The organism is Kitasatospora sp. NPDC101235, from assembly GCF_044767505.1.
Taxonomy (GTDB): domain Bacteria; phylum Actinomycetota; class Actinomycetes; order Streptomycetales; family Streptomycetaceae; genus Kitasatospora.
Genome location: NZ_JBIWNZ010000037.1, coordinates 33,051 through 58,613, shown reverse-complemented (window position 1 = coordinate 58,613; position 25,563 = coordinate 33,051). Strand labels below are relative to the sequence as shown.

Genomic DNA, 25,563 nt, shown 5'->3' with positions numbered 1-25,563 from the left:
GGGCCTACCCGCGGTACCGGGTGGAGGCGTGGTGCCAGTCGTAAGCGCCGCGGATGGTGGTTTGCAGCGCCTCCGTGCAGTATCGGTGCAGCAGGTCGCGTTCGGCCGGGTCGAGGTGGCCGGTCGCCGCGGTGCCGAGCAGGGCCCGGTGGGCACTGGTGAACAGCTCCAGGGCTTCGCTGCGGCGGTGCAGCGCCCGGTCGACGGCTTCCGGCCGGGAGAGCCCGTGCTCCCGTTCCAGACAGAGCACCAGGTTGTTCTGCTCCCCCAGGGCCGCGTCCTTGTCCAGGGAGACGATGTCGTTGTCGCAGATGATGAAGGTCTTCGTCATCTCGCGCATGACCGACAGGTGCGGCAGCGCGTACAGGTGGTCCGGCAGGACGCACGAGGACAGCCGCTCGGCGAGGTCGACGACCGGTGCCACGCCGATGGTGTGGCGCCGGACCCGCAGGTAGGTGCCCAGCGACATGGGCGTGCCGGCCTGCCGGCTGCGCGCCTCGTGGACGTGGTGGTCGAGGTAGGAGGACCAGTGGGCCGCCGATCGCTGGATCCAGTCCGCAGGCATGTCGCGGCAGCTGCGCCGTCGCATGTCGGCGAAGGCCCCGGCCAGCGGCAGCGGGGACGCCTCGCCGGTGACGCCCTCCTTGACGAGTCCGACGAGGTGGCGGACCCGCTCGGGCGACCCGCCCCACTGCTCGTCGAGCGCGTCGTCGAACAGGAAGTACCAGCTCTGCTGGTCGACTCCGATGTCCAGTTCGCTGCCGGTCGCGTTCGGATAGAACATGGCCGCGATCAGCGGGAACTGGCCCTTGAGGTGGTGGGCCCGCTCCGCTTCCGTGGACAGGAAGCCGAAGGACTCCGGCCAGCCGAGGTGGCGGTCGTGGGCGGCCCGGAAGTCCGGGCTGATCCGGCGCGGAAACGGAACGGAGTCGAGGGCCGGGGCCTGGGCCGGTGTCCCCGGATCCGCGGACAAGGGCTCTGCCGTCGATGTCATGGTGTGGCGCACCTTCGGGAACGGGGCCGGTTCAGTCGGCCGGCCAGGGTGAGACGCGCATGGGCAGCGCGTTGGGCCGGATCAGCGCGTGGACCACGGGGCGGACCCGGTGCCCCTCGACCGGCCGCAGCCGCCACCGCGAGACGATCGAGCGGAGCACGACCAGCATCTCGGTCATCGCGAAGTGGTCCCCGATGCACTTCCGGTTGCCCAGCGCGAACGGGACGTAGGCGCCCGGCGGAAGGTCCTTCTCGGTACGGTCGAGCCACCGGTCCGGGTCGAACCGCAGCGGGTCCGGGTAGTACGCCGGGTCCCGGTGCATCGCCAGCGCGCTGTAGATCAGCTCGGCCCCCTGCGGGAGGTCGACCCCGCAGACCCGCACCGGCTCCAGGGCGCGCCGCATGAGCAGCCAGCTGGGCTGGTGCAGCCGCAGCACCTCTCGGAGGAAGCGCTCGGTGAACGGGAGCGTCGCCACGCCGGGCAGGGCGCCGGCGGGCAGCGCTTCGCACTCGGTCCTGATCCGCTCGGTGAGCTCCGGACGCCGGCCGATCTCGTGGAGCGCCCAGGCCAGTGTGGTGGACGTGGTCTCGGCGCCGGCCATGAGCAGGGACAACAGCTCGTCGCGGGCCTCCACGTCGGTCATTCCCCGCGGGTTGCCCGGAGTTCCGGCGAACATGATCGACAGCAGGTCCCCGCGGTCGGTGCCGCCCTGCCTCTCCTGCCCGGTCTGCCGGGCCTGTCGGACGGCGGTGTCCGCGAGCTCGCGAAGCGCCGCGGCCGCGGCCAGGTACCTGCGGTGGCCCAGCGCGGGCGAGGATGCGATCGGAGCGGGCAGCACGGTGCCCACGAAGACCCCGCGCATCACCGTGGTCAGGTGCTCGGCGACGCGTTCGCCCAGCTCGGCGACGGCGTCTGCGCCGTCCGGGCGTTCGGTGCTGAACAGGGTCGCCACGAGCATGACCGTCATCATCCGGCGCAGCACTACGTCCATGGCGATCACCTCGCCGGGGCGCCAGGCCGACACCTGCTCCTCAGCGATGTCGGTCATCGTGCCGACGCACGCGGCGATGCCGTCCCGGCGGAAAGCCGGCTGCAGCGCCCGCCGTTGGCGAAGGTGGAAATCCCGCTCGGAGGTGATGATGCCGTTCCCGATGAAAGGCCGCGCGACGTCGAACAGCAGTCCTTTGCCGAACTTCCTGCTCTGCGTCAGGAGAACGTCGTGGACGGCCTGCGGCGAGTTCAGGACGAACACCGGCCGACTCCCCAGGAATATCCTGACGATGTCGCCCTGCGCCCTGACCGACTGCAGGAACTCCACCCGTTTGACGGCCAGCTGTGGCAGGTGGCCGAGCAGCGGAAAGCGCCCCGGCGCCACGGGAGCGGTGATGGAACGCACAGCCCTGCACCTCCCTGAAGTCTCGGATCGAAAACCCGCCCTACAATGGAACGTTTGCTCGCTCGCGGTGCACGGTGATCATCGTCCGCCCCCTGCGGAGAGGTCAAGGGACCGATGGGAAATTCCCATCCGGGGTTGTTTTGAGTCGAAGGATGTGAATTCCTTGGAATTCGCCCCGGAGCCGTCGGCCTTGCTGCTAGGGCCTGTCTTCAGCCCCCCGTCTGCGGGCGGACGACGGGAGTTCGAAGACAGGCCCTGGGGCGGCGGAGAGCACGGTAGGCCTCGGGAATCGGACCTACAAGTCCAGAGCACCGGCGGCATCGGCCGGTTGGCGAGACCCGGGCGCTCGGCCGCCGCACCCTCCGGGCCACCCGTTCCGGATTGGACCGGGACACCGGCGGCCCCGGCGGTTAGCCTCGGCGCACAGTCGATCAACGGAGAAGCGTCATGCACCCCGAACTCGCCGCCGATCTGGGCCGGTTGCCCGAACTCCTGGAGGAGACCCGGCAGCGGGCGCTCGCCTTCCTGACGGGCCTCGACGAGCGGCCCGTGGTCGAACGGGCCGAGCCGCCCACCGTCGCGCCGCTCACCGAGGAGGGCGGCGGGCTGCGGGCGGCGCTGGCGGAGTTCGCGGAGCGCTGGGAGCCGCGGCTGTCGGCGAGCGCCGGTCCGCGCTACTTCGGGTTCGTGACCGGCGGGGCGACACCGGCGGCGCTCGCGGGCGACTGGCTGACCTCGGCCGCGGACCAGAACTCCAACTCCTCGCTGGACCCGGCCGGTCAGCAACTGGAGCGGGAGACGGTCGGCTGGCTGCGCGAGCTGTTCGGGCTCTCGGCGGCGCACCACGGCACCTTCGTGAGCGGCGCCACGATGTCGAACACGGTGGGGCTGGCGATCGCCCGCGAGTGGCTGGGCGAGCGGCTCGGCGTGGACGTCGCCGAGGACGGGACCGGCGCCCTGGGCCCGGTCCGGGTGCTGTCGGGCAGTGCGCACTCCAGCGTCGCCAAGGCGCTGTCGGTGCTGGGCCTGGGCCGGACGGCTCTGCGCGCGGTGCCCGTCCTGCCGGGCCGGGAGGCGGTGGACGTGGCCGCGCTGGAGCGGGCGCTGGCCGAGGCTCAGGGACCGTGCGTGGTGGTGGCCAACGCCGGGACGGTCAACACCGTCGACTTCGACGACCTGCGGGCGATCGCCGCGCTGCGCGAACGGTACGGGTTCTGGCTGCACGTGGACGCCGCGTTCGGCGCCTTCGCCGCGCTGTCGCCGGAGCACGCGGAGCTGGTGGCGGGGCTGGACCTCGCCGACTCGGTCTGCGTCGACCTGCACAAGTGGCTCAACGTGCCGTACGACAGCGCCGTGCAGTTCACCCGCCGCCCGGACCTCCAGGCCCGGGTCTTCCGGAACGCCGCCGCCTACCTCGGCCCTTCTCCGGCCTCCGGCCGGGGGTACTCCCAGGGCGAGCACCCCGATCTGGTCCACCTCACGCCGGAGAACTCCCACCGGCTGCGCGCCCTCGCCGCCTGGTTCACCCTGCGGGCGTACGGCCGCTCCGGGCACCGGGAGATCGTGGAACGCTGCATCGCCGGTGCCCGGACGCTCGGCGAGCACGTCGCCCGGACCGACGGCCTGGAGCTTCTCGCCCCGGTGCGGCTGAACGTGGTCTGCTTCTCGCTGACGGCGGACCCGACCCCCGAGCGGCTGGCCGCGCTCGCCACCGAGCTGGCCGGCGAGGCCTTCCTCACTCCCACCCACCACGCGGGCCGGCCCGCCCTGCGCGCGGCGTTCACCAACTGGCGCACCACGGAGGCGGACGTCCGACGCACGGCGCAGGCGCTGGCCCGGGCCGTCCGGAAGCTGACGGCCTGAGCGCCGGGCCGGGGGGGCGGGCCGAGCGGGAGCAACGTCCGCGGTCAGCTCCGGTCGTGGTCCCCCGTCCCGCCGTCGATCAGCTCGCGCAGGATGTCCATGTGCCCGGCGTGCCGCGCCGTCTCCGTGGTCATGTGGATCAGCACCCAGCGCAGCGAGACGGTGTTGCCCGACCAGGAGGTACCGAGGGCGTCCAGCGTCAGCTCCCGGATCGCCTCGTCGGCGCCGGCCCGGGCCCGTGCGTAGAACGCCAGGACGTCCGCCGTCGACTCGTGCGGTTCCACCCGCATGTCGGAGGTCTCGTCGGCGTCGATGTCGAACGGCAGCGGACCGGTGTCCCGGCCGAACGTCTCCCGGAACCAGCCGAGTTCGGCGCCCCCGAGGTGCTTCACCAGCCCCAGCAGGTTGGTCCCGGAGGGCGTCATCGGGCGGCGCAGCTGCTCGTCGTCCAGCCCCTCCACCTTCCACAGCACCGCATCGCGGTGCCGGTCCAGCGCCGCATGGAGGCTTTCCTTCTCGCCACCCGTGAAGGGCACACGATTGCTCATGCGCGGGACCGTACCAGCCGGCACCGACAGCCGGCGCCGCCTACGGCCACCGCCCCCGGCCGTCCGGGATCACGGGTGCGCCCCGTCCCCGTACACGCCGCCCGCCCGGTCGGTCAGGCCCGCCATGAGCTCCGCGTGCGCGAGGTTCATGTACGCCAGCGGGCGCCAGCGGGAGCGGTGGTCGGGGTGGTCGCGGAACCGGTCCGCCGTCTCGCAGAGCCGTTCCCACCACAGCATGGCGTCCTGGCGCATCCGCTGCGTCCAGCCGGGCTCGTCGTTGCGGCCCTCCAGGACCACCTCCTCCCAGGCCACCAGGACGTCCGAGAGGAAGACGCAGTCGCCGGCGGTGACCTCCGCCAGCCGTTCGGCGGCGAACCGGGCGCTGCTGTCCTCGGGTTGGGCCTCGACCACCTCACGGAGGCGGGCGGCCAGGAAGGCCTGCAGCGGGGTGACATCGTCGGTGTGGAGGTCGTCGGAGTACTCCAGCAGTTCCACCGGCCTGCGTTCGCGTGCCATCGTACGGTGTCCCCTCGGCTCGGACGGTACGCACTCGATGACGGACCGTCACAACTCTCGGACCGACCCTAACGGCTCGCACCGAAGATCACGGCGAATTTCCGAACCCCCCGCACCGGCTCGCCGACCGTGCCGTCATGCGGAGCCTCCTGCACCCAACACGCGTGACGGACCTTGCCTTCACACCGGTGTGAAGGCCGATGATGCTCCCTTGACTTCCTCCCCCTTCTCTGACGGGAGGGGGATTCCCCTCAGCCTCGCGGCTGAGCCGCTGCGCGTTTGCGCTGCGGTGGGACGACTTCCTGCTTCACCGACGACCGCCCGCCCGGAGTGTTCCGTTGAGGTCTTACACCGTCTCCACAGGCCGACACCGCCAGTCCGGCGGCCAGGATGTTGCGTGCCCCGTTCACGTCCCGGTCGTGGACTGCTCCGCAGTCGCACGCCCACTGGCGGACGTTCAGCGGCATCTTCGCGGCGATAGTGCCGCACGCGCTGCACAGCTTGGAGCTGGGGAACCACCGGTCAACGGTGATCAGCTCGCGGCCGTACCAGGCGCACTTGTACTCCAGCATGGTCCGCAGCTCGGTCCAGCTCGCGTCCGAGATGGCTCGGGCAAGGGGCTTGCTCTTGAGCATGTTGCGCACCGTCAAGTCCTCGATCACGACCGTTTGGTTTTCACGGACGAGTCGGGTGGTGAGCTTGTGCAGGAAGTCCCTGCGCCGGTCGGCGATCCTCGCGTGGACACGGGCGACCTTGCACCGGGCCTTCTCCCGGTTGTTGCTGCCCTTGGCCTTGTGGGCGAGTTCCCGCTGCGCCCTGGCCAGGCGTTCCCGATCGCGGCGCTCGTGCTTCGGGTTGGCGATCTCCTCCCCGGTGGAGAGCGTCACCAGGCTGGCGATCCCGACATCGATCCCCACGGCCGTGTCCAGCACGGGAAGCGGCTTCACCGTCGAGTCGTCACACAGCATCGAGACGAACCAGCGCCCCGCCGCGTCCCGACTCACCGTCACCGTGGACGGCGAGTGCCCTTCCGGGAGCGGACGCGACCACACGATGTCCAGCGGCTCAGCCATCTTGGCCAGCGTCAGCCTGCCGTCGCGGTAACGGAACGCGGACGTGGTGTACTCGGCGCTGTCACGGGACTTCTTCCTCGACTTGAAGCGGGGATACCCGGCCCGCCTCTGCCAGAAATTGGAGAACGCCCCTTGCAGATGCCGGAGCGCCTGCTGCAACGGAACGCAGGACACCTCGCAGAGGAACGCCAGCTCCTCGGTCTTCTTCCACGCCGTCAACATCGCCGACGTGGCGTTGTAGGTCACCCGCTCCCGGCGCATCGTCCACGCCTCGGACCGGGCGGCCAGCGCCTTGTTGAAGACGAGCCGCACACACCCGAACGTGCGCGACAGCTCGGCCGCCTGCGCATCAGTCGGGTAGAAGCGGAACTTGAACGCCCGCTTCACGTGAGTGATCGCCACGACACAAACGGTAACACCCGTCCGGATGGACACCCACTGGTGATCACCTCGCGCGACGCCACACCGCCTTGGCGACGGCCTCGCTCTCCCTGCCCCGCCACGCGGGAGCTTCGTTTCTCCCCCCGCAAGCGGGAGGTGCCCCCATCCCCGGCTGAAGCCGGGGGTATCCACGAAGGAGTCCGAATGACCGCCATTCCTTTCGACGCATACGCGCTGCTCGCGCAGAGCCGCCTCGGCGTCCTCGCCACCATCAAGGCGGACGGCCGGCCGCAGCTCTCCCCCGTCATGCCGTTCTACGACCGGGCGGCGAACGCCATCCTGATCTCCACCCGGGACGGGCTGGCCAAGACCGCCAACCTGCGCCGGGACCCGCGGGCCAGTCTGGAGGTGACCGGGCCGGACGGCCACTCCTGGGCCACCGCCGAGGGCGTGGCCGCCCTGACCGGGCCGGGCACCGACCCCGACGGGCCGGAGGTCGAGGCGCTGGTGGACTACTACCGTCGCGCCGCCGGGGAGCACCCGGACTGGACGGAGTACCGCAAGGTGATGGTCGCCGACCGCCGGGTGCTCCTCACCATCCCGGTCGACCACGTGTACGGCACCCGCATCTGACCGGACCCGGCCCGGCCACCGTCACAGGGGAACGGTGGCCGGGCCCACGCCGCCGGGCCGCCGGCGAACCCACCTCGGCAGCAGGGCGGTTCAGCGCAGCGTCGCCGCGACCACCGTGGCGTCCAGCTCCTCCTGCCGGCTCGCCACCGCCGCCAGCCCGGCCGCCCGGGTCACCGCGAGGGCCGTCGGTACCTGCCGCTCGCTGGTCTCGAACAGCAGCGACCCACCGGGCGCCAGCCACTGCGGCGCCTCGGCGACCACCCGCCGCAGCACGTCCAGCCCGTCCGCCCCGCCGTCCAGCGCGGGCCGGGCCTCGTGCAGTCGCGCCTCGGGCGGCAGCAGGCCGAGGTCACCGGTCGGAACGTACGGGACGTTGGCGATCAGCACGTTCACCCGGCCGCGCAGCTCCGCGGGCACGGCGCCGAACAGGTCGCCCTGGAAGACCCGCGCCGCGGCGCCGGCCAGGTTGCGGCGGGCGCAGCGGACCGCGCCCGGATCGATGTCCGCCGCGTACAGCTCGACCGGGTGGGCGGCCGCGGCCGCCAGCGCGGCGCCCAGCGCGCCGCTGCCGCAGCACAGGTCGAACACCACCGCGCCCGGGGCGGTCAGCGCGGTGGCGGTGGCGGCCAGGAACTCGCTGCGGCGGCGCGGGACGAAGACGCCCGGGTCGACGGCGATCCGCAGACCGGCGAACTCGGCCCATCCGACGACGTGTTCGAGCGGCCGCCCGTCGGCGCGGGAGCGGACCATGGCGGCCAGGTCGGCGGGCGAGGCGGCGGCGGAGAGCAGGATCCGCGCCTCGTCCTCGGCGAACACGCAACCGGCGGCGCGCAGCCGGGAGACGACCGAGGAACGGAGGGAGGCGGAGGAGAAGACCGACAAGAGAACCCCTTGGGGGAAGACGGGAGGGCTGACGACTCCGTCAGGGCTCCCGCGAGGGCCGACACCGTGTCGGCGCGCCGTCCGCGCTATGCGCGCGGGGCGCCCGCACGGCCGCGCTCCGGGAGCACCCGCTCGGACATACCGGTAATGGGTCTCACCTCCCTGAGTCGCGGTCATACTCGGCGTCGGCCACCCTACCGCACCGCCGGCCGAGGGTGATCGGAACGGCTCCACCCCGCCCTCCGCCGGCCGGGCCGCCCGCGGTGCCTTCGGGTACCGGGGGCGGCCCGCTGTCCGCCGGGGTCGGGTTCAGACGGGCCCGGGTTCAGGCGGGCTGCCGGGCCGGCGGCCTGGTGCGGTAGCCGCCGGCCGTGCCCGGGGGCACCAGGCAGGGCAGCAGCCAGTCCCAGAGCGCGCCCACCCGGCGGGCACGCTCATCGGCGGGGCAGCCGTCGACGAAGACCACCTCCAGACCGCAGGCGGCTGTCACCACCAGGGTCTCCGGGCCGAGGCCGCCCGAGCGGTCGCGCAGCTCACCCGCGCGGCGGGCGCCGGCCAGCAGGTCGCGCACGACCCCGGCCCAGACACTGTGGAAGCCGCGCATCCCGGCGAAGGCCGGCCCGGCCGTGGTGAGCGAGGCCGTGGTGGGCGAGACCTGCCACCCGGCGTCCTCGCGGCCGAGGCGGAAGGCCGCCCGGATCACCGGGTCCGCCCCGAGAGCGTCGACCAGCCAGTACCCCGCGTCGATCAACCCCTGGAGCGGGGAGGAGGCGCGCACTTCCGTGCAGGCCGACCGCAGCAAGCGCTCGGCCCGCGCGGACACCGCCCTGGCCAGCTCCTCCTTGGAGGCGAAGTGGAAGTACAGCGCCCCCTTCGTCACCCCGGCGGTCGCGGCGATCTCGCCGAGGGTGGCCCCTGCGTAACCGCGCCGGTCGAACAGTGCCGCCCCCGCCTCCACCAACCGCCCGCGCGTCCGTTCCGACCTCTCCTGGACCACCCGTCCCACAACCCCTCACAACGACAAGCAGGTTCCGACCGGACCGCGGCCGCCCCACGACGGGCGGCGCGGCTTCCGACGGCCGTCCGCGGCCGGCTCCGGCGATCCGGCGCCGCCCCGGACGACCAGCCGGTTCAGCCGACCCGGCTGAACCGGGCCGCCGCCTCCGGTCCTGCGGCCACACCGGCGGGTTCGCGGTCCGCCCGCTCCGGCCCGGCGAGCAGGATGGAGCGCTGGAGCCGCCGCAGTCCGACCGATGGCTCCATGCCCAACTCCCGGACCAGGGTGTTCCGCAGGCGCTGGTAGGCCTCCAGTGCCTCGCCCCGGCGGCCGGAGCGGTGCAGCGCGATCATGTACTGGCCGTGCAGGCTCTCGTGGGTGCGGTAGCGGTCCACGAGGACGGTGAGTTCGGCGAGCAGCACCCGGTGCCGGCCCAGCCGCAGGTCGGCCTCGATCCGCTGGTCCAGTGCGCAGAGCCGGGTCTCCTCCAATCTCTTCGCCTCGACGGCGAGTTGGCCGCCGACCGGGACGTCCGCGAAGGCCGATCCGCGCCACAGCGCGAGCGCCTCGCCGAGCAGCCGGGCCGCCGCCGGGTAGTCCTCGCCGTCCATCGCCCGGTAGCCCGTTCCGGCGAGCCGTTCGAACTCCCGCAGGTCCGTCAGTCCGCCGCCGCTGTTGAGCATGTAGCCGCCCGGCGAGGTCACCAGGACGTCCTTGGCGCAGGACACCCCCGTCGCCGCACCGGCCGCGACGAGCGCCCGGTCGATGAGGTCCCGCAGCTGGAGCACGTACGTCTGCACGGTGGTGCGCGCACTGCGCGGCGGCCGGCCGGACCACAGCTCGTCGGCCAGCACCCCGGCCGGCACCACCTGGTCCGCCCGCAGCGCCAGCAGCCCCAGCACCTGCCGCGGCTTCGGCGCCGACGGCACCACCGACACCCCGCACACCCGGACGTCCAGCGCCCCGAGCACCCGGATTTCCACGATGACCACCCCAATCACACGGAACGCCGCAGCCTCCATCGCCGCGGCCGGCACCCGGGTCGACACCCTGGGTCAAGTGCTACCAGTCAAAAACAGGACGCGCGGTTTGTCAATATAAAACCGAACGTGCTGTTTGTTTTGCCCAGGCGTCGCCGCTCGCCACCACAGGTGAGACTTCAGGCACGCTGCGTCACCGAATCCGGGCAAACCAAAGGCGGCGCCGGACCACCCTGGCCCCGTCGCCGCCGGTTCGCCTGCGCCTGCCCGGACTCCCGTGGGCAGGAGGGCTGGTGAGCCACCGTCAGCCCACGCCGACCTCCGCCTGCGCCTCGACGCGCGCGGTGCCGTCCGCCCCACCGTCCGGGGCGCCGCCCTCCTCCGCCACACGGGCCGCCGCGGCCTCGGCGACCACCTCGGCCCCGCGGTTCGGCCCCATCTGCAGCGAACCGAGCACGCCCGGCACCGCGATGCTCGGCATCAGGTGCTGGAACAGCGCGGACACCCGCAGCTCCAGGTCCGCCCGGCCGCACAGCTTCTGGGACTGGATCTGTACCCCCGTCCACGCGGCGATGACCAGCCACGCGGTGTCCGCCGGCACGACGTGCGGGAGCAGCTCGCCGCGCTCGCCGGCCGCGACCAGCAACGCCTCGAACCGGCTGATCCAGCCGGGGATGGCGCCGCCGCCGAGATCGTCGAAGACGTCCTGCCCGAGCGAGAGCCGGGCACCCGCACTGAGCAGCGGGTCACGCGGCATCAGGTACGCCACCACCATCCCGGTGTCCACGAACTCCTGGAGCTTGCAGCTCCGTTCGGGAACTCCGTCCTGAACGAACTGCTCCTCCACCACGCCCTGCGCCAGATCCCGCTTCGAGGCGAAATGGAAATACACCGCACCACGCGTCACGCCGGCCCGGGAGACCACCTCACCGATGGTCGCGCCCTCGTACCCGAACTCGTCGAAGACCGAGGCCGCCGCCTCCAGGATCAGCCGACGTGTCCGGAGCGCCCGCTCCTGCCGTACCACCGAAACCACCCGCCCTGAGCTCCCCGGAAAACAAAACCAAACACCCCGTATCTTAGCTGCGCCCCACCCACGACGGACAAGACGATGCCGATGAATCCCGCCAACCACTCCCCCTCCCCGTAACCCGTCAAGCCCCACCGCCCCGAGGGCGACCACACGCCCCGGTCGTCCCTCCGGTTCGGCCTTTGATACACCACCTCTTCACCCCAAAAACCGAACGAACGGTTTCTTTCGAGCATTCACCTCCGTACATACGTGACCTCCGAGGCGGCCCGGTCGTTGCGCCGGATCGGCGGGATTCCTCGACGGATCCGGATGCGGACGGGCCTCGGGCCGGGCGTGGTGGTACCGGCGCTGGGCGACCGGCCCCGGGGGCCGAGCGCGCTCCTCGACTCGTCGGCCGCCCAGGAGGGCCAGGCCGCCCGGTCCCCACCACGCTCGACCGCATCCGCCCCGAGGGCCGGTCAGGACGTGTGGGGCGTCGGCCGGTCCGACGTCCCACACGGCGGCCTCGGGGCGCCCCCTTGCGCGCGGATCAGCCGTTCGCGCCTCGGCCGGCGGGATCGCCACCGGGGTCGTCGAGCGGCCAGGTGTCGCGGTCGCGGACGTGGTCGTAGGCGGGGAGTTCCGCGGCCAGGACGTCGAAGTGGGGCAGCGGGGCCCACAGGGCGCGGTCGCCGACGACGTAGAGGCGGCGTTTGGCGCGGCTGGCCGCGACGTTCAGGAGGTGCGGGGTGCCGGCGGCCCAGTCGCGGGCGCCGGAACGGCCCGCGCCGAGCAGCAGGATCACGACGTCGGCCTCCTTGCCCTGGGCCTTGTGGACGGTGGCGCAGCGTTCGTCGAGGAGTTCGGCGGTCCATCCGGGCAGCGTGCGGCAGGTTTCGCGGGCCTCGGCGACGAGGGCGCGGAAGGGGGCGATGATCCGCAGGCGTTCGACGGTGACGCCGTGGCGGTCGAGCCGGCGCAGGAGGAAGGTGAGGGCGCGGCGGTCGCGTTCGCCCCACGGGGCGTCGGCGGGGCGGTCGGGGTCGGGGGTGTCGAGCCAGCGGCTGGGAAGGAGGCCGTCCTGGTCGGGGTCGGGGAAGGGCTGCGGGTGGGTGCCGTGGACCATGAGGCCGCCGTAGGCGACCTCGTTGCTGACGCTGAACATGGGGTCCTCGCAGCGGCGGTGGACGCGCAGCGGTGAGCCGACCCAGACGGTGTCCTCCTCCGCGCCGGTGGGGGCGGGCAGGTAGGTGCCGTAGCGGTTGACCCGGTCCGCGACGGCCTGGGCGGAGGTGGCGGAGGGCAGCCATTCCTCGTCGACGCCGTAGGCGAGCAGGAGGCGGCGTTGCAGGGCGGTCGGCATGGTGACGACGGGTTCGAGCTGGAGCGGGTCGCCGACGAGAACGGCGCGGCGGGCGCGCCAGAGGGCGCCGACGGCGGCCTGCGGGGTGGCCTGGCCGGCCTCGTCGACGAGGATCCAGCCGAGGGAGCCGCCGCCGAGCCGGGCGAACATGCTGCCGATGGAGGAGAAGGTGGTGGAGACGACGGGGACGAGGAGGAAGAGGGTCTGCCAGGCGTGCAGGACCTGCTCGTCGGGGACGGGCCCGCCGGTGCCGGCCATGAGCTCCACCAGGACCTGGAGGTTTCCGCGGATCCGCTTGGCCGTGTTGGCGACGAGGGCGCGGTGCAGGTCGAGGGCGCGCAGGAAGAGGTCGCTGCGGGCGGTGCTCCAGGCCTCGTCGGACCAGGGTGCGCCGAGTTCCTGCTCGGGGTCGCCGAGGTGGAGCCAGTCGAGCGGCAGGGAGGGGAGCTCGGCGGCGGCCGCGCGGAGGGTGCGGTGGGCGGAGTCGAGTTCGGCGGTGGCGCCTTCCAGGTCGCGTCGGGCGGCCCGGGCCTCGTGCCGGGCCCGCTCGACGTCCGCGCGGGTGGTGGTGTCCGCGGCGCGGGCGGCGTCCTCGTGGGCGCGGGCGCGGGTGGTGGCCGCGGCGGCTTCGGTGACGGCGGTGGTGGAGCGGGTGTGCCGGTCGGCGGCGGCGTCCTCGGCGCGGGTGCAGCGGGCGATGTGGTCGCGGGCGTCCTCGAGGGCGGTGCGCTGCTGGACGAGCTGGGCGAGGAGCTCGCCCCTGCTGCGTTCGCGGTGCTGTTCGGCGGCCTGGCGTTCGGCGCCGCTCCGGAGCAGACGGCGCAGCCCGGCCCGCAGGCCCGGCTGGCCGCCGGCGGGCTCGTCGTGGAGGGCCGCCAGTACGTCGACCTGCCAGCGGTGCTGGTCGGCGCGTTCGCGGGCGGCGGCCAGGGTGGCCCGGGTGTCGGCGAGGGCCTCACGGGCCCGGGGGACGTCGGCGACCGCGGCCCGGTGGACGGCTTCGGCGGCGTGAACGGCGGTGCGGGCCGTGTCGACGGCCGCCGCGGCCGCGGCGTGCCGGGCCTCGGCGGCCGCCGCGCGGTCGTCGGCACGGACGATGGCGGCGCGCAGGGCGTCGAGCCGGGGGTGAACCCGGTCCGCCCGGGTGTCCGCCAGGGCGGCGGCGAGGCGGACGCGTTCGGCGCGCAGCCGTTCGACCTCGGCCTGGGCGGCGTTGAAGGCGGCGACGGCCTCGGGCCAGGAGGGGATCGGCTGGGCGGGGGCCTGGGCTTCGGCGGCGGGGGCGGTGTTCGTGGCCGTGACCGCAGCCGTTCGACCGTCGCGCGGGGTGCGGGCGGGCCTTGGCACGCTGGGCGGCACCCAGTCGCCGAGCACGGCGTTCATGCCCCGCAGCGGCGGGAGCCCCGCGGCGGCGCGGGCGGCGGTCTCGTCCTCGGGCAGGCGGCCCCACCAGAAGCGCTCGGTGAACCTCGTCCGGTTGGTCTTGTTGCCGAGGACGGCGGCGACCAGCCCCCAGGCGGGCGCGCCGCCGAGCAGGGCGGAGGCGAGGTCGGAGAAGTGGTCGGGGCCGTCGTGCCAGTGCTCGTCGAGGGCGTCGGCGCCGGGCAGTTCGGCGGTGATGTTCTCCACCGCCCCGTTGTTGGAGGAGGTCACCACGATCTCGCGGCCGGTGAGCCCCGGGTCGAGGGCGGAGACGAAGCGGGCGTGGACGCCCTGGCGGTCCTTGCCCCGCCAGGCACGGCCGACGAACGCCTCCTCGGGCCTCCGGTAGCCGGCCATCACTGCGGCGCGTTCGACCACCAGGGCGGCGACCAGGTCGCGCAGCATGGTGGTCTTGCCGGTGCCGGGCGGGCCGTTGACGGAGAACAGCCCGCCGGCATCGGTGCCGGCGGTGGCGGCTCCTGTGCGGTCGCCGTCGGCACGGTCGGCGAGCATGCGGTTGACCGCGAACTGCTGGCTGAGCGCGAGCGGATACCGCGCCTTGGCGGGCCAGCGCCCGGCCGGGACGAGAGCCGGATCGACGCCCGCGAGGACGGTGAGACGGTCCTCGCGCAGGTCGGATCTGGCGTCGACGGGGATGTCCCGGCGGCCGGTCAGGTAGGCCTGCAAGGCAGGTCCGAGGCCGGCGGCCCGGCTGTCGCCGAGCGCGGCGCGGACCCGGGCGAGGTCGGGCGGCAGGAGGCTGTTGAGGAACGGCTGCGCGGCGGCGAACTTGGCCTTCGGGTCGCGCGGGCGGTGGACCAGCCGGCTCCGGACCCGGATCACCCGCGGGTCGAGGTGCTCCTCGACGCCGCAGAGGTGGGCGATCTGGGCGGTCAGGGCCACCAGGTCGGCGAGCGCGACCGGACGCGGGCCGGTGTCCTCCCCCGCTTCCTCGGCGGGCGACGGCACGTCGGCGGCCGGTTCCGGCGCCGCGGGCGGGGAATTCCCGTCCGCGCCCTGCGGGTTCGGACGGCGGGCCGCCGTCCACTCGGCGACGCGCCGCACCAGCGGTTCCGTCGCGCCCTGCACGGCGGCCCCGGCGACCTCGCCGAACAGCGCACCGACCGCCGCCACGGCCGCGCCGCCCAGAATCTCCGCAAGCAGTTGCCGCCAGCCGCGGACGCCCTCCTCGTCCCCTACGGGCACCGCGCTCGGCAGGGGAGGGAATCCGGGCGCGTACGGAATCGGCGTCGCGGTCAGCCGCCCCACCGCGACCTCGAACGCCTCGGTCAACTCCTCGAAGCCGTCGAGCCACCCGGCCGCCGACGGCCCCGGGTCGAAGAGCCGGCCCGTCGCCCAGCCGCACGCGGAGACCACCGACGTGTCCTCGACCGGCCGCCCGTGCTCGTCCAGGACCAGCGCGAACATCGCGCTCGTCCCCGACAGCACCAACTCCTCGGCCGGCACCCCGGGATCCGGGTCGGTGCCCTCCGGCAGAACGGCGATCATCGCCTGGCGCAACAGCTCCAGGTCGAACACCCCGCCGTACACCTCGTGCCGCCAGACCATCCCCCGCGGCGCCCGCCGGGCCGCCGTCTCCGGATGCTCGGGCGCCCACGGCAGCAAGGGCGCCGGCCGGCCCGCCGCTGGCGTCACATCGACGACGATCGCATCCGAAGCCCGAGGACGACCGGCCCGACGCTTCCGCGGCACCTCGGGAATCGGCGGCGGACTGAACAACTCGACCGCCCGCCAGCACTCCAGCAGGTCCCCCACACGCCCGTCCCCGCTCCGCACCCGTTCGCCCCCTGCGTCGAACCCACGGCACACAGCCGCTTCGTGTGCCGAACAACCGGCCGCAGAATCTACCGGACGGCGGGCCGGTAGGCCGAGCGCCCGGGTCGGACTCGTCTGCGGGCACCCGGTGGCACAAGCACGGCTGGGCCCGCACCCGAGGGGCGGACCTGGTGGCGTCGTGCGGAGCTGGTGCTGTCACTTCCACCCGCTGCCGAACGGCCTCAAGGCCACGGACGCCGGCTGCGGGCCGATCCCGCAGCCGGCGCCGGGCCGTGGCACCCGACGCGACCAATGGCGCCCGGTCAGGCGGAGATGCCGCAGTACTGCTGCTGCTTGCCGATCGCCCGGTAGACGCAGTCGGCCGTCTCCACCAGGCGCAGGACCGCTTCGCGGTTGCGGCTGGTCTCGCGGCCGATCACCTCGTCGGGCGGGTAGAAGCCGCTGCTGCCGTTCGGGCCCGGGTACATCTCGAAGGTGTAGGCGAAGATCCGCTGGGCGCCCCACAGCCAGTCGTCGATCGCACCGTCGGTGATGTAGAGGTCGCTCGACTGCTCGGGCGTGTAGCCGTTGGTGCCGGCCATGCTGCGGCCGAGGGCGGCGAAGGTGTTGTACTCGTCGGCGGTCATGCCGGTGGCGGTGTCGGCGGTGGTCCAGCCGAACGGCCAGAGCACCAGTTCGCTGTAGGTGTGGAAGTCGATGGCGGCGGTGATCTGCTGCTTGCCGCCGACGACGCGGCTGCGGACGAAGTCGGCGACCACCCTGGTCTCCTTCGCGGACTCCGGGGCGCTGCCCCGGTAGGTCTCGCTGGAGGTGGAGCCGGAGGAGCCGCCGCAGCAGCCCCACTTGTAGTTCCAGTTGCGGTTGAGGTCGGTGCCGACGCTGTTGCTGCCGGTGTTCGGCTGGCGGTCCTTGCGCCAGCTGCGGTAGCGGCCGGTCGCGATGTCGTACTCGCCGCCGTCCGGGTTCAGGTCGGGGATCACCCAGATCTCGCGGCTGTTGACGGCGTTGGCGATGCGGCTGTCGGTGGCGTACTTGTCGCCGAACTCGTGCAGCAGGTAGAGCGCCATCTCGACGGTGAGGTGCTCGCGGGCGTGCTGGTGCGCGGTGAACAGCACCTCGGGCTCGTTCTCGTCGGTGCCGACGTTGTCGCTGATCTTCACCGCGACGATCGGCCGGCCCTCGTAGGAGGTGCCGATGACGCGCTTGCTCATGATGTCCGGGTGCGCGGCGACCACCGCGTCGATGTCGGCGGTGGCCTCGGCGTAGTTGTGGTAGCCGGAGTCCGCCTGCGGGAAGTCGTACACCGGCCCGGCCAGGCCTTCGTCACCGGGCCCGGCACCGTAGCGGGGGCGGGGCAGCGCGACGGGCGGCCAGCCGAGCGCGCGCAGCCGGGCGGCCTCGGCGGGGGTGGCGGTGACGACCACCGCGTCGGGCAGGACGGCGTCGACGGAGGCACCGGTGGCGGCGACGGCAGAGCGGTCGGCGACGGTGCGGGGGCCGTCGAGCCGGTACTGCCGCGCGGTTTCGGCGGCCGTGTCCGCGGTGGCGGACGCGGGCGCCGACGGGCGGTCGGGGGAGGCTGCCTGGGCGGTGAGCGGGGTGGCGAGGGCGAGGGCCAGCAGGACGGCGGTGGCCGCGGCGGGCTTCCCTCGGCGGGGCAGTCGCATGACTGTCCTCCTGTGGGGGTCCGTGGGGGCGGAACGGTGGAGGAGGTGAGGCGCGCGCCAGCATGATGGTCCGCCAGTGTCATGGGTTCGTCAAGACATGGGGAAGGCCGGGGAAAGGGGCGCACGGAGGCACGGGCGGAGCAGGAGGCCGCGCCGCGACTCAGGAGGCCTGGCGGGTCCCACAGGTCGCCAGGCTGCACCAGCGCCGCCGGCCGCTCGCATCCAGGAAGAGCCAGCCGCAGCCACTGCTGGGGCAGCGGCGGAGGGTGAACCGGCGCGGGTCGGCGAGCAGTTCGGCAGCCGCCCGGGCGGCTGCGTACAGCGGCAGCCGCAGGCCGGACGCCGGTCGCAGTCGCCAGTACGCCAGGCCGTCCTCACCCCGGGTGAAGACCGCCGACCGGCCGGCCTCCTGCACCACCGCCGCCACCGCGCCGAAGGCGGCGCCGTCCTGCGGGTCGGTCAGGCACGCGTAGAGGGCCGACCGGAACGCACGGGCGTCGGCGAGCACGGCGGCCGACTCCTCGGGCCGCTCCGCCGCCCGGCGGAGCAGCGCCTCGACGACCGCTTCGTCGGCGAGGTCGTGATGGCCTGCCCAGACCGCGAGCGTGGGGTAGCCGCGCAGCCAGTCCGACCCGGGGCTCGGCGCGTCGGCCGGCGCGGCACCCCAGCCGGCATAGGTGTTGCAGAACTCCAGCGCCGGATGGCCGCCCGCGCTCCACGGCAGCCACTGCTCGCCGACCCGCACCGCGTACAGCGGCGCCGGGGGGCGGTCCAGCCGGGGGTCGGCCCGCAGGATGCGGTCGTGCAGGGCGGCGAGTTCGGCGCCGGGCTCGACCCCGAGGCCGTCCACCAGCACGCGCCGGGTGCGGCGGTAGAGGGCGAGCGCCTCGACCTGCCGGCCGGCCCGGTAGAGGGCGGTCATCAGGGCGAGGACGAGGCGCTCGCGGGACAGCAGGGCATCGGCGGGAAAGCCGGCCTGGGGCCCGGCGGACGCGGAGTCCTCGTCGGAGGGCGACCCGTCGGTGCCGGGCGCCCCGGCCGAGGGTGCGGTCAGATCGGCGAGCACCTGCTCGTGCCGACCCATGGCGAGCAGGATCTCGGCCCGCTGCTCCAGGGCGGACAGCCGCAGCTCGACCAGCCGGCGGCCGAGCCGCCCACGCAGCGCCTCGTCGGCGACGTCCGCGAGCAGCGGTCCGCGCCAGAGCGCGAGCGCCCGGTCGTGGCAGCGCAGCCGTTCGCCGGGGTCGCCGGTGGCGACCGCCCGGGCGGTCAGGTCGAGGAACTCCCGTACGTCGACCACATGTTGGCCGGGCACGAGGGCGTACCCGTCGTGCCGGGTCTCGATCACCACCGCGTACGGGCGCAGCCGGGCCCGCAGCCGTCCGACGTACGTGTGGACGGTGCCGCGGGCCGAGGCGGGCGGGTTGCCGTTCCAGAGCAGGTCGATCAGCCGGCCGGTGGTGACGACCCGGCCGTCCTCCAGCAGGAGGACGGCCAGCACGCAGCGCTCCTGGCGACGGCTGCCCGCCAGGACGGACTCTCCCTCATGGCAGGCCTCGAACGACCCGAGCAGTCGGAACTCCATGACGGGCCACCCTAGGCCCGAACGGCCGGCGGAGGCACTCGGGGCCACGATCTCCGCACGGCCGCCGATGAGCCAGAAGTGTCCCGTAGCGCGGCCCGGACGACGGACACGGCCCCGATCGTCCACCGGCAGGTTCCTGACGGCCGGCCACGGCTCGTGGTGAGAATCCGGTCAGGGGCGCCTGCCAGTCTGGGCCCCTGAACGCCCGACACCTCGCCAGGAGGACCGATCATGCGACGAACCCTGCTCACTGCCGCGTCCACCGTGCTGGCCGCAGTCACCGCCGTCACCCTGACCGGCCTGGCGGCCGCCCCGGCCGGCGCCGCATCCGGCCCGCCCGGTTCCTCCGATTCGTCCGGGGCCGTCGCCGGTCGGGGCGGATGGGAGCCGTGGCCCTCGCCGACGTTCGACCTCCCGGCCGGCTCCCGCTGCGACTTCCCCGTCCACATGGAGGCCGTCGTCGACGAGGTGCAGCGGCGGGTCCTGGAGTACGCCCCCGACGGCACCACCGTGCGACGCGCCGCCTACCGGGGCGCCCTCGTCCTGCGGATCACCAACACGACGACCGGCGCCTCGTACGACGCGGACGCCGGCGGCCGGTCCGTCGTCGACTACCGCGCCGACAACTCCCAGACCTGGCACGCCCAGGGCCCGGTCCTGCTCGGCATCGGCGCCGGCGCCGGCAACCTGCCCCGCGACCTCTACATCGTCGACGGCGACTACACCATCGACATCAGCGCCACCGGCTACCGGACGCTGACCGTCAAGCACGGCTCCGCCGAACCGCTCTGCGCGAAGATCGCCTGACCACGCCCTGCGGGGCCTGCGGCATCCTTGGCTCGAACGACGGGAACGCGTTCGGAGGTCCGCCCCGGTACGCCCGCGGGTCGAAGGCGGCCGGTCCACGCCACGTCGGCAGGCTGCCCCGTCCGGCGCAGCGCGGCGCGCGGGACGGGCGGGGTGCTGCGATCTTCGGAGGGACCCCAGGCCGCACCCGACCACCGGGTCCCGTCGTCCCGAGACCGTGGAGGCCCGGATGTGGCAGGCTCCCCCCGCCCCCGTCAGCCGTGAGTGGCTCCCGGTGCTGGACATGCCGGCGACCGGACCGCAGAACCGCTGGACGGTGCTGCTGCGCGCGCTGCTGCTGATCCCCCAGTTCGTGGTGGTGTGGGTGCTGGCGGTGGTGGCGTTCTTCGTCACCGTCATCGGCTGGTTCGGCGCGCTGGTGCTCGGCCGACTGCCCGGCTTCGTGGCGGACTACCTCACCGCGTTCGTCCCGTACGGCACCCGCGTCACCGCCTACCTGATGCTCACCGTGGACCGCTACCCGCCGTTCCGGTTCCAGGCCCCCGACCACCCGGTGCAGGTCGGGCTGCGGCCCGGTGAGCTGAACCGGCTCGCCGTTCTGTTCCGCATCATCCTCGTCATCCCGGCCGCGATCGTGCAGGGCCTGGTGTACGCGGGGTGGTGGGCGGTGTCGTTCGTCCTCTGGCTGGTGGTGCTGGTCCTCGGCCGGATGCCGCAGCCGCTCTACGAGGCGACGACCGCGATCCTGCGCTACCGGATGCGCTACACCGCGTACCTGGTGATGCTCTCGTCCGCCTACCCCAAGCGCCTGTTCGGTGACGAGCCGGGCAGCGAGCCGGAGGGCCCGGTGTCGGCCACCCGCCCGCTGGTCCTGAGCGGCGCCGGGCGAGGCCTGCTCGTCGCCTTCCTCCTCCTCGGCCTGGTCTCCGGGGCGACGGGCTCGATCACCGCCTCGGTGAACTCGGGCGACGACAACGACGGCAACGACGACAACACCACCGGCCCGACCCAGCACGTCGTCGCACCTCTCGTACCGGGCCCCGCCGACCAGGCCCGCGACTCCCACCGGCGCGGCGAGGACACCCGCGAGTCGTAGGTTCGCCCGATCAGGGGGCGTCCGGGCGGTCGTCGCCGGTGAGCAGTCCTCCTCGGGGTGGGCGGTCATCGCGGAGGTGAGCCGGCCGTTCCAGTCATGGGCACCGCCGCCCTGCCTGTCCCGACCGGCGCACACTGCACCACGTCGAACCCGGCGTCACCCGAACGAGCGCACTGGGCCGCCCTTCGGAGTCAAACTGCTTCGTCCGCGGCAGGAACCCTCCACGAACGTTCCGTACCCGCACAAGGAGACCCATCATGCGACTGGCCTTGCCCCTCCGCGCCGTTCTCGCTGCCGCTGCGCTGGTCGGCGGGACGGTGGTGGCCGCCGCGACGCCGGCCACCGCGGCGACGTGTCCGCACAGCGACTCGCCCAAGATCGACGGAGCGGAGGCCACGTGGACCCTGAAGTGCAAGAAGGTCGAGGGAGTCGAGACGTTCTACGTCGACGGGTGGGTGGAGGACACCCGGGCTGACGGCATGTGCGCGACGGTCACGATCGCGCCCGACGGCGGGCGCTACCCGGAGGAGGTGCAGGCCTGCGGTGCCGGGACGCGCGAGCAGATTCACAAGTCCTACACCGGCAGGACCGCCACGGTGAAGCTCAGCGTGCGCTGATGACCGGTTGACCGGCGGGGGCGGGCCGCCCTCGGGAGCCGCCCCCGGCGGGATCGGCCCGCCCGCCGACACCACGCCCGGGCGCGGCCCGTCGACGTGAGCCGACATGCCCGCCCCGGTCAGGTCCGGTCAGGCCCGGAAGGCAGCACGGCCACGGCCTCCACCTCCACCAGTTGGTCGTCGTACCCGAGCACCGTGACGCCGAGCAGGGTGCTCGGAGCGTCGTGCTCCCCCATGTAGTCGCGGTAGACGTTCCACACCTTCACCAGGTCCGCCCGATCGCCGGAGGCCACGTAGACGGTCGTGCGGGCGATGTCGGTGAGGGCCGCACCGGTGTCCTCCAGCACGGCTATCAGGTTCCGCATCACCTGGTGGGCTTGGCCCTCGTAGTCGCCGACGGCGACCGTCCCGCCCTCCTCGTCGAGCGGGCAGGCCCCGGCCAGCCAGAGCGAGCGGGCCGGGGCGTCGACCTCCGCCGCGTAGGCGTAGTCCACCGCCCTGGTCAGCCGCGTGGTGCGGATCAGCTTGACGGCACTGCTCATGCAGCCCTCCAACGGTCCCGAACGAACGTTCGCGCCCATCGTTGGCGACTCCTGAACGACCGTCAAACGATTTACCGGCCGACTCCCTTGCGCTTCACGGCCCGTGCGTCCGCGATTCACCGTTGCGGGTGATGGCGGACCGGCCCACCGGGACGGAATCCTGGTGCCTGCGCCCGGCACCACACCCCCGAGCGCCCAACCACCTCCAGCACCGGAAGGCACCGCCATGGAGCCCCAACCGTCCGGCCGCGACCAGGCCGCCGGAGTCCTTCGGCGCCGCATGCTCGGCCTCGCGCTCGGGGCGGGCCTCGTCCCGGCGCTCGGCGCGGCCGCCCAGGCGGCGCCCGACGCCTCGCCCGAGACGGCCCCGCCACTGTCGGCCGAGGCGCTGGGCAGCCGGGTCGCCGCCGTGGCCGCGAGCCAGCTCGGCGTGCCGTACGCCTGGGGCGGCGGCGACCGGCTGGGCGCGAGCCGCGGCTTCTGCGACGAGCAGAACGGCTGGCTGGACGGCGTGTGCCTGGGCGAGAAGACGGTCGGCTTCGACTGCAGCGGCCTGTCGCTCTACTGCTGGTACCGGGCCAGCCAGGGCACCGTCGAGCTCGGGCACTACACCGTCGCGCAGTTCCGCCTCAGCGCTCCGGTGGAGCGCGACGCGCTCGCCCCGGGCGACCTGCTGTTCTTCTCCCGCCCCGACGCGCCGCTGCACCACGTCGGGATCCATGTCGGCGCGGGCGCGATGATCCACGCCGAGCGGACGGGCACCCTGGTCGCCCGGGTCGAGAACGTGCTCGACGTCCCGCGCTGGGCGGGCGAGTTCGCCGGTGCCCGCCGCCCGGGGCAACCCGCCGGCTGACCTGCCGGCCGGGTCTCCACCGGCCTCTCCACCGGGCCGGCCGGTCACAGGCCGCCGCGCCACTCCCCCATCCCGCGGTGCACCCGCAGCAACAGCCCCTGCAACGCCTGCCGCTCCCCCGCGTCCAGCGGCGCGAGCACCTCGTCCTGCACCGCCCGCGCCTGCGCGTCCAGTTCGGCGAGCAGCGCAAGTCCGGCGTCGGTGACCGAGACGGAGACCCTCCGCCGGTCGGCCTGGTCCCTGGCGCGCTCGACGTATCCGGTGGCGGCGAGCTGGTCGGCGACCTTGGCCAGGTCGCTCGGGTCGATGGCCAGCCGCCGCACCAGGTCCCGCTGGGCCTGTGGGCCGAAGTCGGCGAGCGCGGCCAGCACCGCCATGTCCCAGAGCCGCAGGCCGCGTTCGGCCAGCCGCTCGGCCAGCCGGCCGCGCGCCGCCTTGCCGACCCGGGAGAGCAGGTAGGTGCTGAGGTCCAGCAGGGTCGGGGGGAGGTCGGCAGCGGGGTGCGGGTTCTCGGAGGCCATGGCGGCAGTCTAGGGTCTCTCCCTATAGTGGGTGCAGGCCCACTAATTGGCCCTTACCGCCCCCTTGCCAGGAGTTCGCCCGTGGACGCCCTGTACCCCCGACTGCTCGTCACCCGCTTCGCCGAGTGCTTCGGCTTCTACCGCGCGGTCCTTCCGCCGCTCACCGGCGCCACCCTGGTCAAGGGCGCACCCGAAGGCCCGTACGCCGACTGGGACCTCGCCGACCAGGCCCTCCTGGTGCTCTTCGACCGCTCCGCGATGGCCGCCACCCTCGGCACCGCCGAGCTGCCCGCCCACCCCGCCGCCCCCGCGCAGGACGCGGCGATGCTGGTCCTCCGGGTGGACGACGTGGACGCCGCCCTCGACCTCTGTCTGCGCCACGGCGGCACCCCGGCCGCGCCGGCGACCGACCGCCCGGAGTGGGGCCCCAACCTGCGCAGTGCCCATCTGCGCGACCCGGACGGCCACTTGATCGAGCTCCAGTCCTACTGAGCGGCCCGCGCCGCACCGGGACCTCCGCCTCGTGCGGCGCGGGCCGTCGACAGGACGCCCCGGCCGGACCGGCTCCACCGGCACCGAGGTGTGGTCCGCCGGCCAGGTCGCTCCGAAGTCACCCTCGGCCGCCCCCGGGTTCAGTGCTCGGCGCCGTCCGCCCACAGCTCCGCGTCGCACGCCGCCACCAGGGCGCCGATCCGCGCCCACGCCTCCTCGGCCGGCAGCGGCTCCAGCCGGCGGCCGTCCCGCAGCCTCAGCGCGACCCGGTCGTCCACGGCCTCCTTGGCCCCGATCACCCCTTGGTACGGCACCAGCCGGGCCTCACGGATCCGGGCACCGAGGCTGCCGTGCTCGGGGCCGGCGACCTCGGCGCGCAGTCCGAGGTCCAGACAGCGCTGCCGGAACCGTTCGGCCTGCGGCAGTTCGGCCTCGGAGACGGGCAGCAGCACCACCTGGACGGGCGCGAGCCAGGCCGGGAACGCACCCCCGTACAGCTCGATCAGGTGGGCGACCACCCGCTCGACGCTGCCGATCACGCTGCGGTGCACCATCACCGGGCGGTGCTTGGCGCCGTCCGCGCCGACGTAGTGCAGGTTGAACCGCTCGGGCTGGTGGAAGTCGATCTGCACGGTGGAGAGGGTGAACTCGCGCCCGGCGCCGTCGGCGATCTGCACGTCGATCTTCGGCCCGTAGAACGCGGCCTCGCCCTCCGCCGCCTCGAACGGCACCCCGGAGCGCTCCAGCACCTCGGTGAGCAGTGCGACGGCGCGCTCCCAGAGCGCCGGGTCCGCCACGTACTTGCCGCCGGCGCCGGGCAGCGAGAGCCGGTAGCGGACGGGTACGACGCCCAGCGCCCGGTGCGCCTCGCGGATCAACTCCAGTGCGGCGACCGCCTCGTCGGCCGCCTGCTCCGGGGTGCAGAAGACATGGGCGTCGTTCAACTGGATCGCCCGGACCCTGGTCAGCCCGCCCAGTACCCCGGACAGCTCGGAGCGGTACATGCCGCCCAACTCGGCCATGCGCAGAGGAAGTTCCCGGTAGCTGTGGGCCCGGGAGCGGTAGATCAGCGCGTGGTGCGGGCAGAGGCTGGGGCGCAGCACCATCTCCTCGGAACCCAGTTCCATGGGCGGGAACATGTCCTCGCGGTAGTGTGCCCAGTGGCCGGAGATCTCGTACAGCTCGCGCTTGCCGAGCACCGGGGAGTAGACGTGGCGGTAGCCGGCCCGGCGCTCGCGGCCACGGATGAACTCCTCCAGGGAGTGCCGGATCGCGGCGCCGTCGGGGAGCCAGTACGGCAGGCCGGAGCCCATCAGCGGGTCGGTGTCGAACAGGTCGAGTTCGCGGCCGAGCTTGCGGTGGTCGCGCGCCGCGTGGCCATGGGCGACGTGAGCGTGCGAGGGCTGGTTGTCGTGCACGGGGATGGTCTCCACTCGGTCTGCGGGCGAGTGGGTCCGGAAACGGCGAAGCCCCGGGGCACTCGCCCCGGGGCTTCGGACTAGGTCAGCAGTCAGCGCGCCGGGACT

General features: G+C 73.7%; 22 protein-coding genes. 7 read left to right on the top strand and 15 right to left on the bottom strand.

Annotated features, from left to right (window positions below; genetic code table 11):
* Nucleotides 1-4: 4 nt before the first annotated feature.
* Both ACIRRH_RS38305 and ACIRRH_RS38300 read right to left on the bottom strand, forming a co-directional pair.
* On the bottom strand, nt 5-994 hold the full coding sequence (locus ACIRRH_RS38305) for a pentalenene synthase (RefSeq protein WP_403077003.1): 990 nt from the start codon (nt 992-994) through the stop codon (nt 5-7).
* Nucleotides 995-1,025: 31 nt separating this feature from the next.
* Nucleotides 1,026-2,390: a cytochrome P450 gene (locus ACIRRH_RS38300; protein WP_403077001.1), complete on the bottom strand. Its 1,365-nt coding sequence runs from the start codon at nt 2,388-2,390 to the stop codon at nt 1,026-1,028.
* Nucleotides 2,391-2,837: 447 nt separating this feature from the next.
* Between ACIRRH_RS38300 and ACIRRH_RS38295 the strand changes: the two genes are divergently transcribed.
* The gene (locus ACIRRH_RS38295; protein ID WP_403076999.1) at nt 2,838-4,253 is read left to right on the top strand and encodes a pyridoxal phosphate-dependent decarboxylase family protein; all 1,416 of its coding nucleotides are present in this window, start codon (nt 2,838-2,840) and stop codon (nt 4,251-4,253) included.
* A gap of 44 nt (nt 4,254-4,297) precedes the next feature.
* Here ACIRRH_RS38295 and ACIRRH_RS38290 read toward each other — a convergent pair whose 3' ends face one another.
* The 3 genes from ACIRRH_RS38290 to ACIRRH_RS38280 form a co-directional block, all read right to left on the bottom strand.
* A complete protein-coding gene (locus ACIRRH_RS38290) occupies nt 4,298-4,801 on the bottom strand; it encodes a DinB family protein (protein WP_403076996.1) in 504 nt (167 codons plus the stop codon).
* Between the two features lie 69 nt (nt 4,802-4,870).
* A complete protein-coding gene (locus tag ACIRRH_RS38285) occupies nt 4,871-5,317 on the bottom strand; it encodes a hypothetical protein (RefSeq protein WP_403076993.1) in 447 nt (148 codons plus the stop codon).
* Between the two features lie 251 nt (nt 5,318-5,568).
* On the bottom strand, nt 5,569-6,786 hold the full coding sequence (locus ACIRRH_RS38280; protein ID WP_403077041.1) for an RNA-guided endonuclease InsQ/TnpB family protein: 1,218 nt from the start codon (nt 6,784-6,786) through the stop codon (nt 5,569-5,571).
* A gap of 189 nt (nt 6,787-6,975) precedes the next feature.
* Here ACIRRH_RS38280 and ACIRRH_RS38275 point away from each other — a divergent pair, with 189 nt between their 5' ends.
* Nucleotides 6,976-7,404, top strand: a complete 429-nt coding sequence (locus ACIRRH_RS38275) for a PPOX class F420-dependent oxidoreductase (RefSeq protein ID WP_403076990.1) — start codon at nt 6,976-6,978, stop codon at nt 7,402-7,404.
* Between the two features lie 90 nt (nt 7,405-7,494).
* Here ACIRRH_RS38275 and ACIRRH_RS38270 read toward each other — a convergent pair whose 3' ends face one another.
* From ACIRRH_RS38270 to ACIRRH_RS38240, 7 genes are all read right to left on the bottom strand, one after another.
* Nucleotides 7,495-8,286: a putative protein N(5)-glutamine methyltransferase gene (locus tag ACIRRH_RS38270; protein ID WP_403076987.1), complete on the bottom strand. Its 792-nt coding sequence runs from the start codon at nt 8,284-8,286 to the stop codon at nt 7,495-7,497.
* 325 nt (nt 8,287-8,611) lie between these two features.
* A complete protein-coding gene (locus tag ACIRRH_RS38265) occupies nt 8,612-9,283 on the bottom strand; it encodes a ScbR family autoregulator-binding transcription factor (protein WP_403076984.1) in 672 nt (223 codons plus the stop codon).
* A gap of 134 nt (nt 9,284-9,417) precedes the next feature.
* Nucleotides 9,418-10,266, bottom strand: a complete 849-nt coding sequence (locus ACIRRH_RS38260) for a BTAD domain-containing putative transcriptional regulator (RefSeq protein WP_403076981.1) — start codon at nt 10,264-10,266, stop codon at nt 9,418-9,420.
* A 301-nt stretch (nt 10,267-10,567) separates the two neighbouring features.
* Complete coding sequence (locus tag ACIRRH_RS38255; RefSeq protein WP_403076978.1) at nt 10,568-11,299, bottom strand: ScbR family autoregulator-binding transcription factor; 732 nt, start codon at nt 11,297-11,299, stop codon at nt 10,568-10,570.
* 526 nt (nt 11,300-11,825) lie between these two features.
* Nucleotides 11,826-15,716, bottom strand: coding sequence for an AAA domain-containing protein (locus ACIRRH_RS38250; RefSeq protein ID WP_403076975.1), 3,891 nt, complete (start codon nt 15,714-15,716; stop codon nt 11,826-11,828).
* Between the two features lie 443 nt (nt 15,717-16,159).
* Entirely contained in the window at nt 16,160-17,524 is a 1,365-nt protein-coding gene (locus ACIRRH_RS38245) for a M14 family metallopeptidase (protein ID WP_403076973.1), read from the bottom strand.
* 160 nt (nt 17,525-17,684) lie between these two features.
* Nucleotides 17,685-19,109 carry a BTAD domain-containing putative transcriptional regulator gene (locus ACIRRH_RS38240; protein WP_403076971.1) on the bottom strand — a complete coding sequence of 475 codons (1,425 nt, stop codon included), beginning with the start codon at nt 19,107-19,109 and terminating at the stop codon, nt 17,685-17,687.
* Between the two features lie 231 nt (nt 19,110-19,340).
* Between ACIRRH_RS38240 and ACIRRH_RS38235 the strand changes: the two genes are divergently transcribed.
* The 3 genes from ACIRRH_RS38235 (at nt 19,341) to ACIRRH_RS38225 (ending at nt 21,629) form a co-directional block, all read left to right on the top strand.
* Nucleotides 19,341-19,916 (top strand): hypothetical protein, encoded by a 576-nt coding sequence (locus ACIRRH_RS38235; protein ID WP_403076969.1) that lies wholly within the window; start codon nt 19,341-19,343, stop codon nt 19,914-19,916.
* A 229-nt stretch (nt 19,917-20,145) separates the two neighbouring features.
* Nucleotides 20,146-21,012 carry a DUF4389 domain-containing protein gene (locus tag ACIRRH_RS38230; protein ID WP_403076966.1) on the top strand — a complete coding sequence of 289 codons (867 nt, stop codon included), beginning with the start codon at nt 20,146-20,148 and terminating at the stop codon, nt 21,010-21,012.
* Nucleotides 21,013-21,269: 257 nt separating this feature from the next.
* Nucleotides 21,270-21,629, top strand: a complete 360-nt coding sequence (locus ACIRRH_RS38225; RefSeq protein WP_403076963.1) for a hypothetical protein — start codon at nt 21,270-21,272, stop codon at nt 21,627-21,629.
* Between the two features lie 119 nt (nt 21,630-21,748).
* Here ACIRRH_RS38225 and ACIRRH_RS38220 read toward each other — a convergent pair whose 3' ends face one another.
* A complete protein-coding gene (locus tag ACIRRH_RS38220; RefSeq protein ID WP_403076960.1) occupies nt 21,749-22,171 on the bottom strand; it encodes a RidA family protein in 423 nt (140 codons plus the stop codon).
* Nucleotides 22,172-22,397: 226 nt separating this feature from the next.
* Between ACIRRH_RS38220 and ACIRRH_RS38215 the strand changes: the two genes are divergently transcribed.
* Entirely contained in the window at nt 22,398-23,024 is a 627-nt protein-coding gene (locus tag ACIRRH_RS38215) for a C40 family peptidase (protein ID WP_403076958.1), read from the top strand.
* A gap of 44 nt (nt 23,025-23,068) precedes the next feature.
* Here the strand turns inward: ACIRRH_RS38215 and ACIRRH_RS38210 are convergent, their stop codons facing one another.
* Nucleotides 23,069-23,545 (bottom strand): MarR family winged helix-turn-helix transcriptional regulator, encoded by a 477-nt coding sequence (locus ACIRRH_RS38210; RefSeq protein WP_403076955.1) that lies wholly within the window; start codon nt 23,543-23,545, stop codon nt 23,069-23,071.
* Between the two features lie 81 nt (nt 23,546-23,626).
* On the opposite strand from ACIRRH_RS38210, the gene ACIRRH_RS38205 reads away from it, so the two are divergent.
* Nucleotides 23,627-24,037 (top strand): VOC family protein, encoded by a 411-nt coding sequence (locus ACIRRH_RS38205; RefSeq protein ID WP_403076952.1) that lies wholly within the window; start codon nt 23,627-23,629, stop codon nt 24,035-24,037.
* A gap of 140 nt (nt 24,038-24,177) precedes the next feature.
* Here ACIRRH_RS38205 and thrS read toward each other — a convergent pair whose 3' ends face one another.
* Entirely contained in the window at nt 24,178-25,455 is a 1,278-nt protein-coding gene (gene thrS, locus ACIRRH_RS38200; protein ID WP_403076949.1) for a threonine--tRNA ligase, read from the bottom strand.
* Nucleotides 25,456-25,563: the final 108 nt, after the last annotated feature.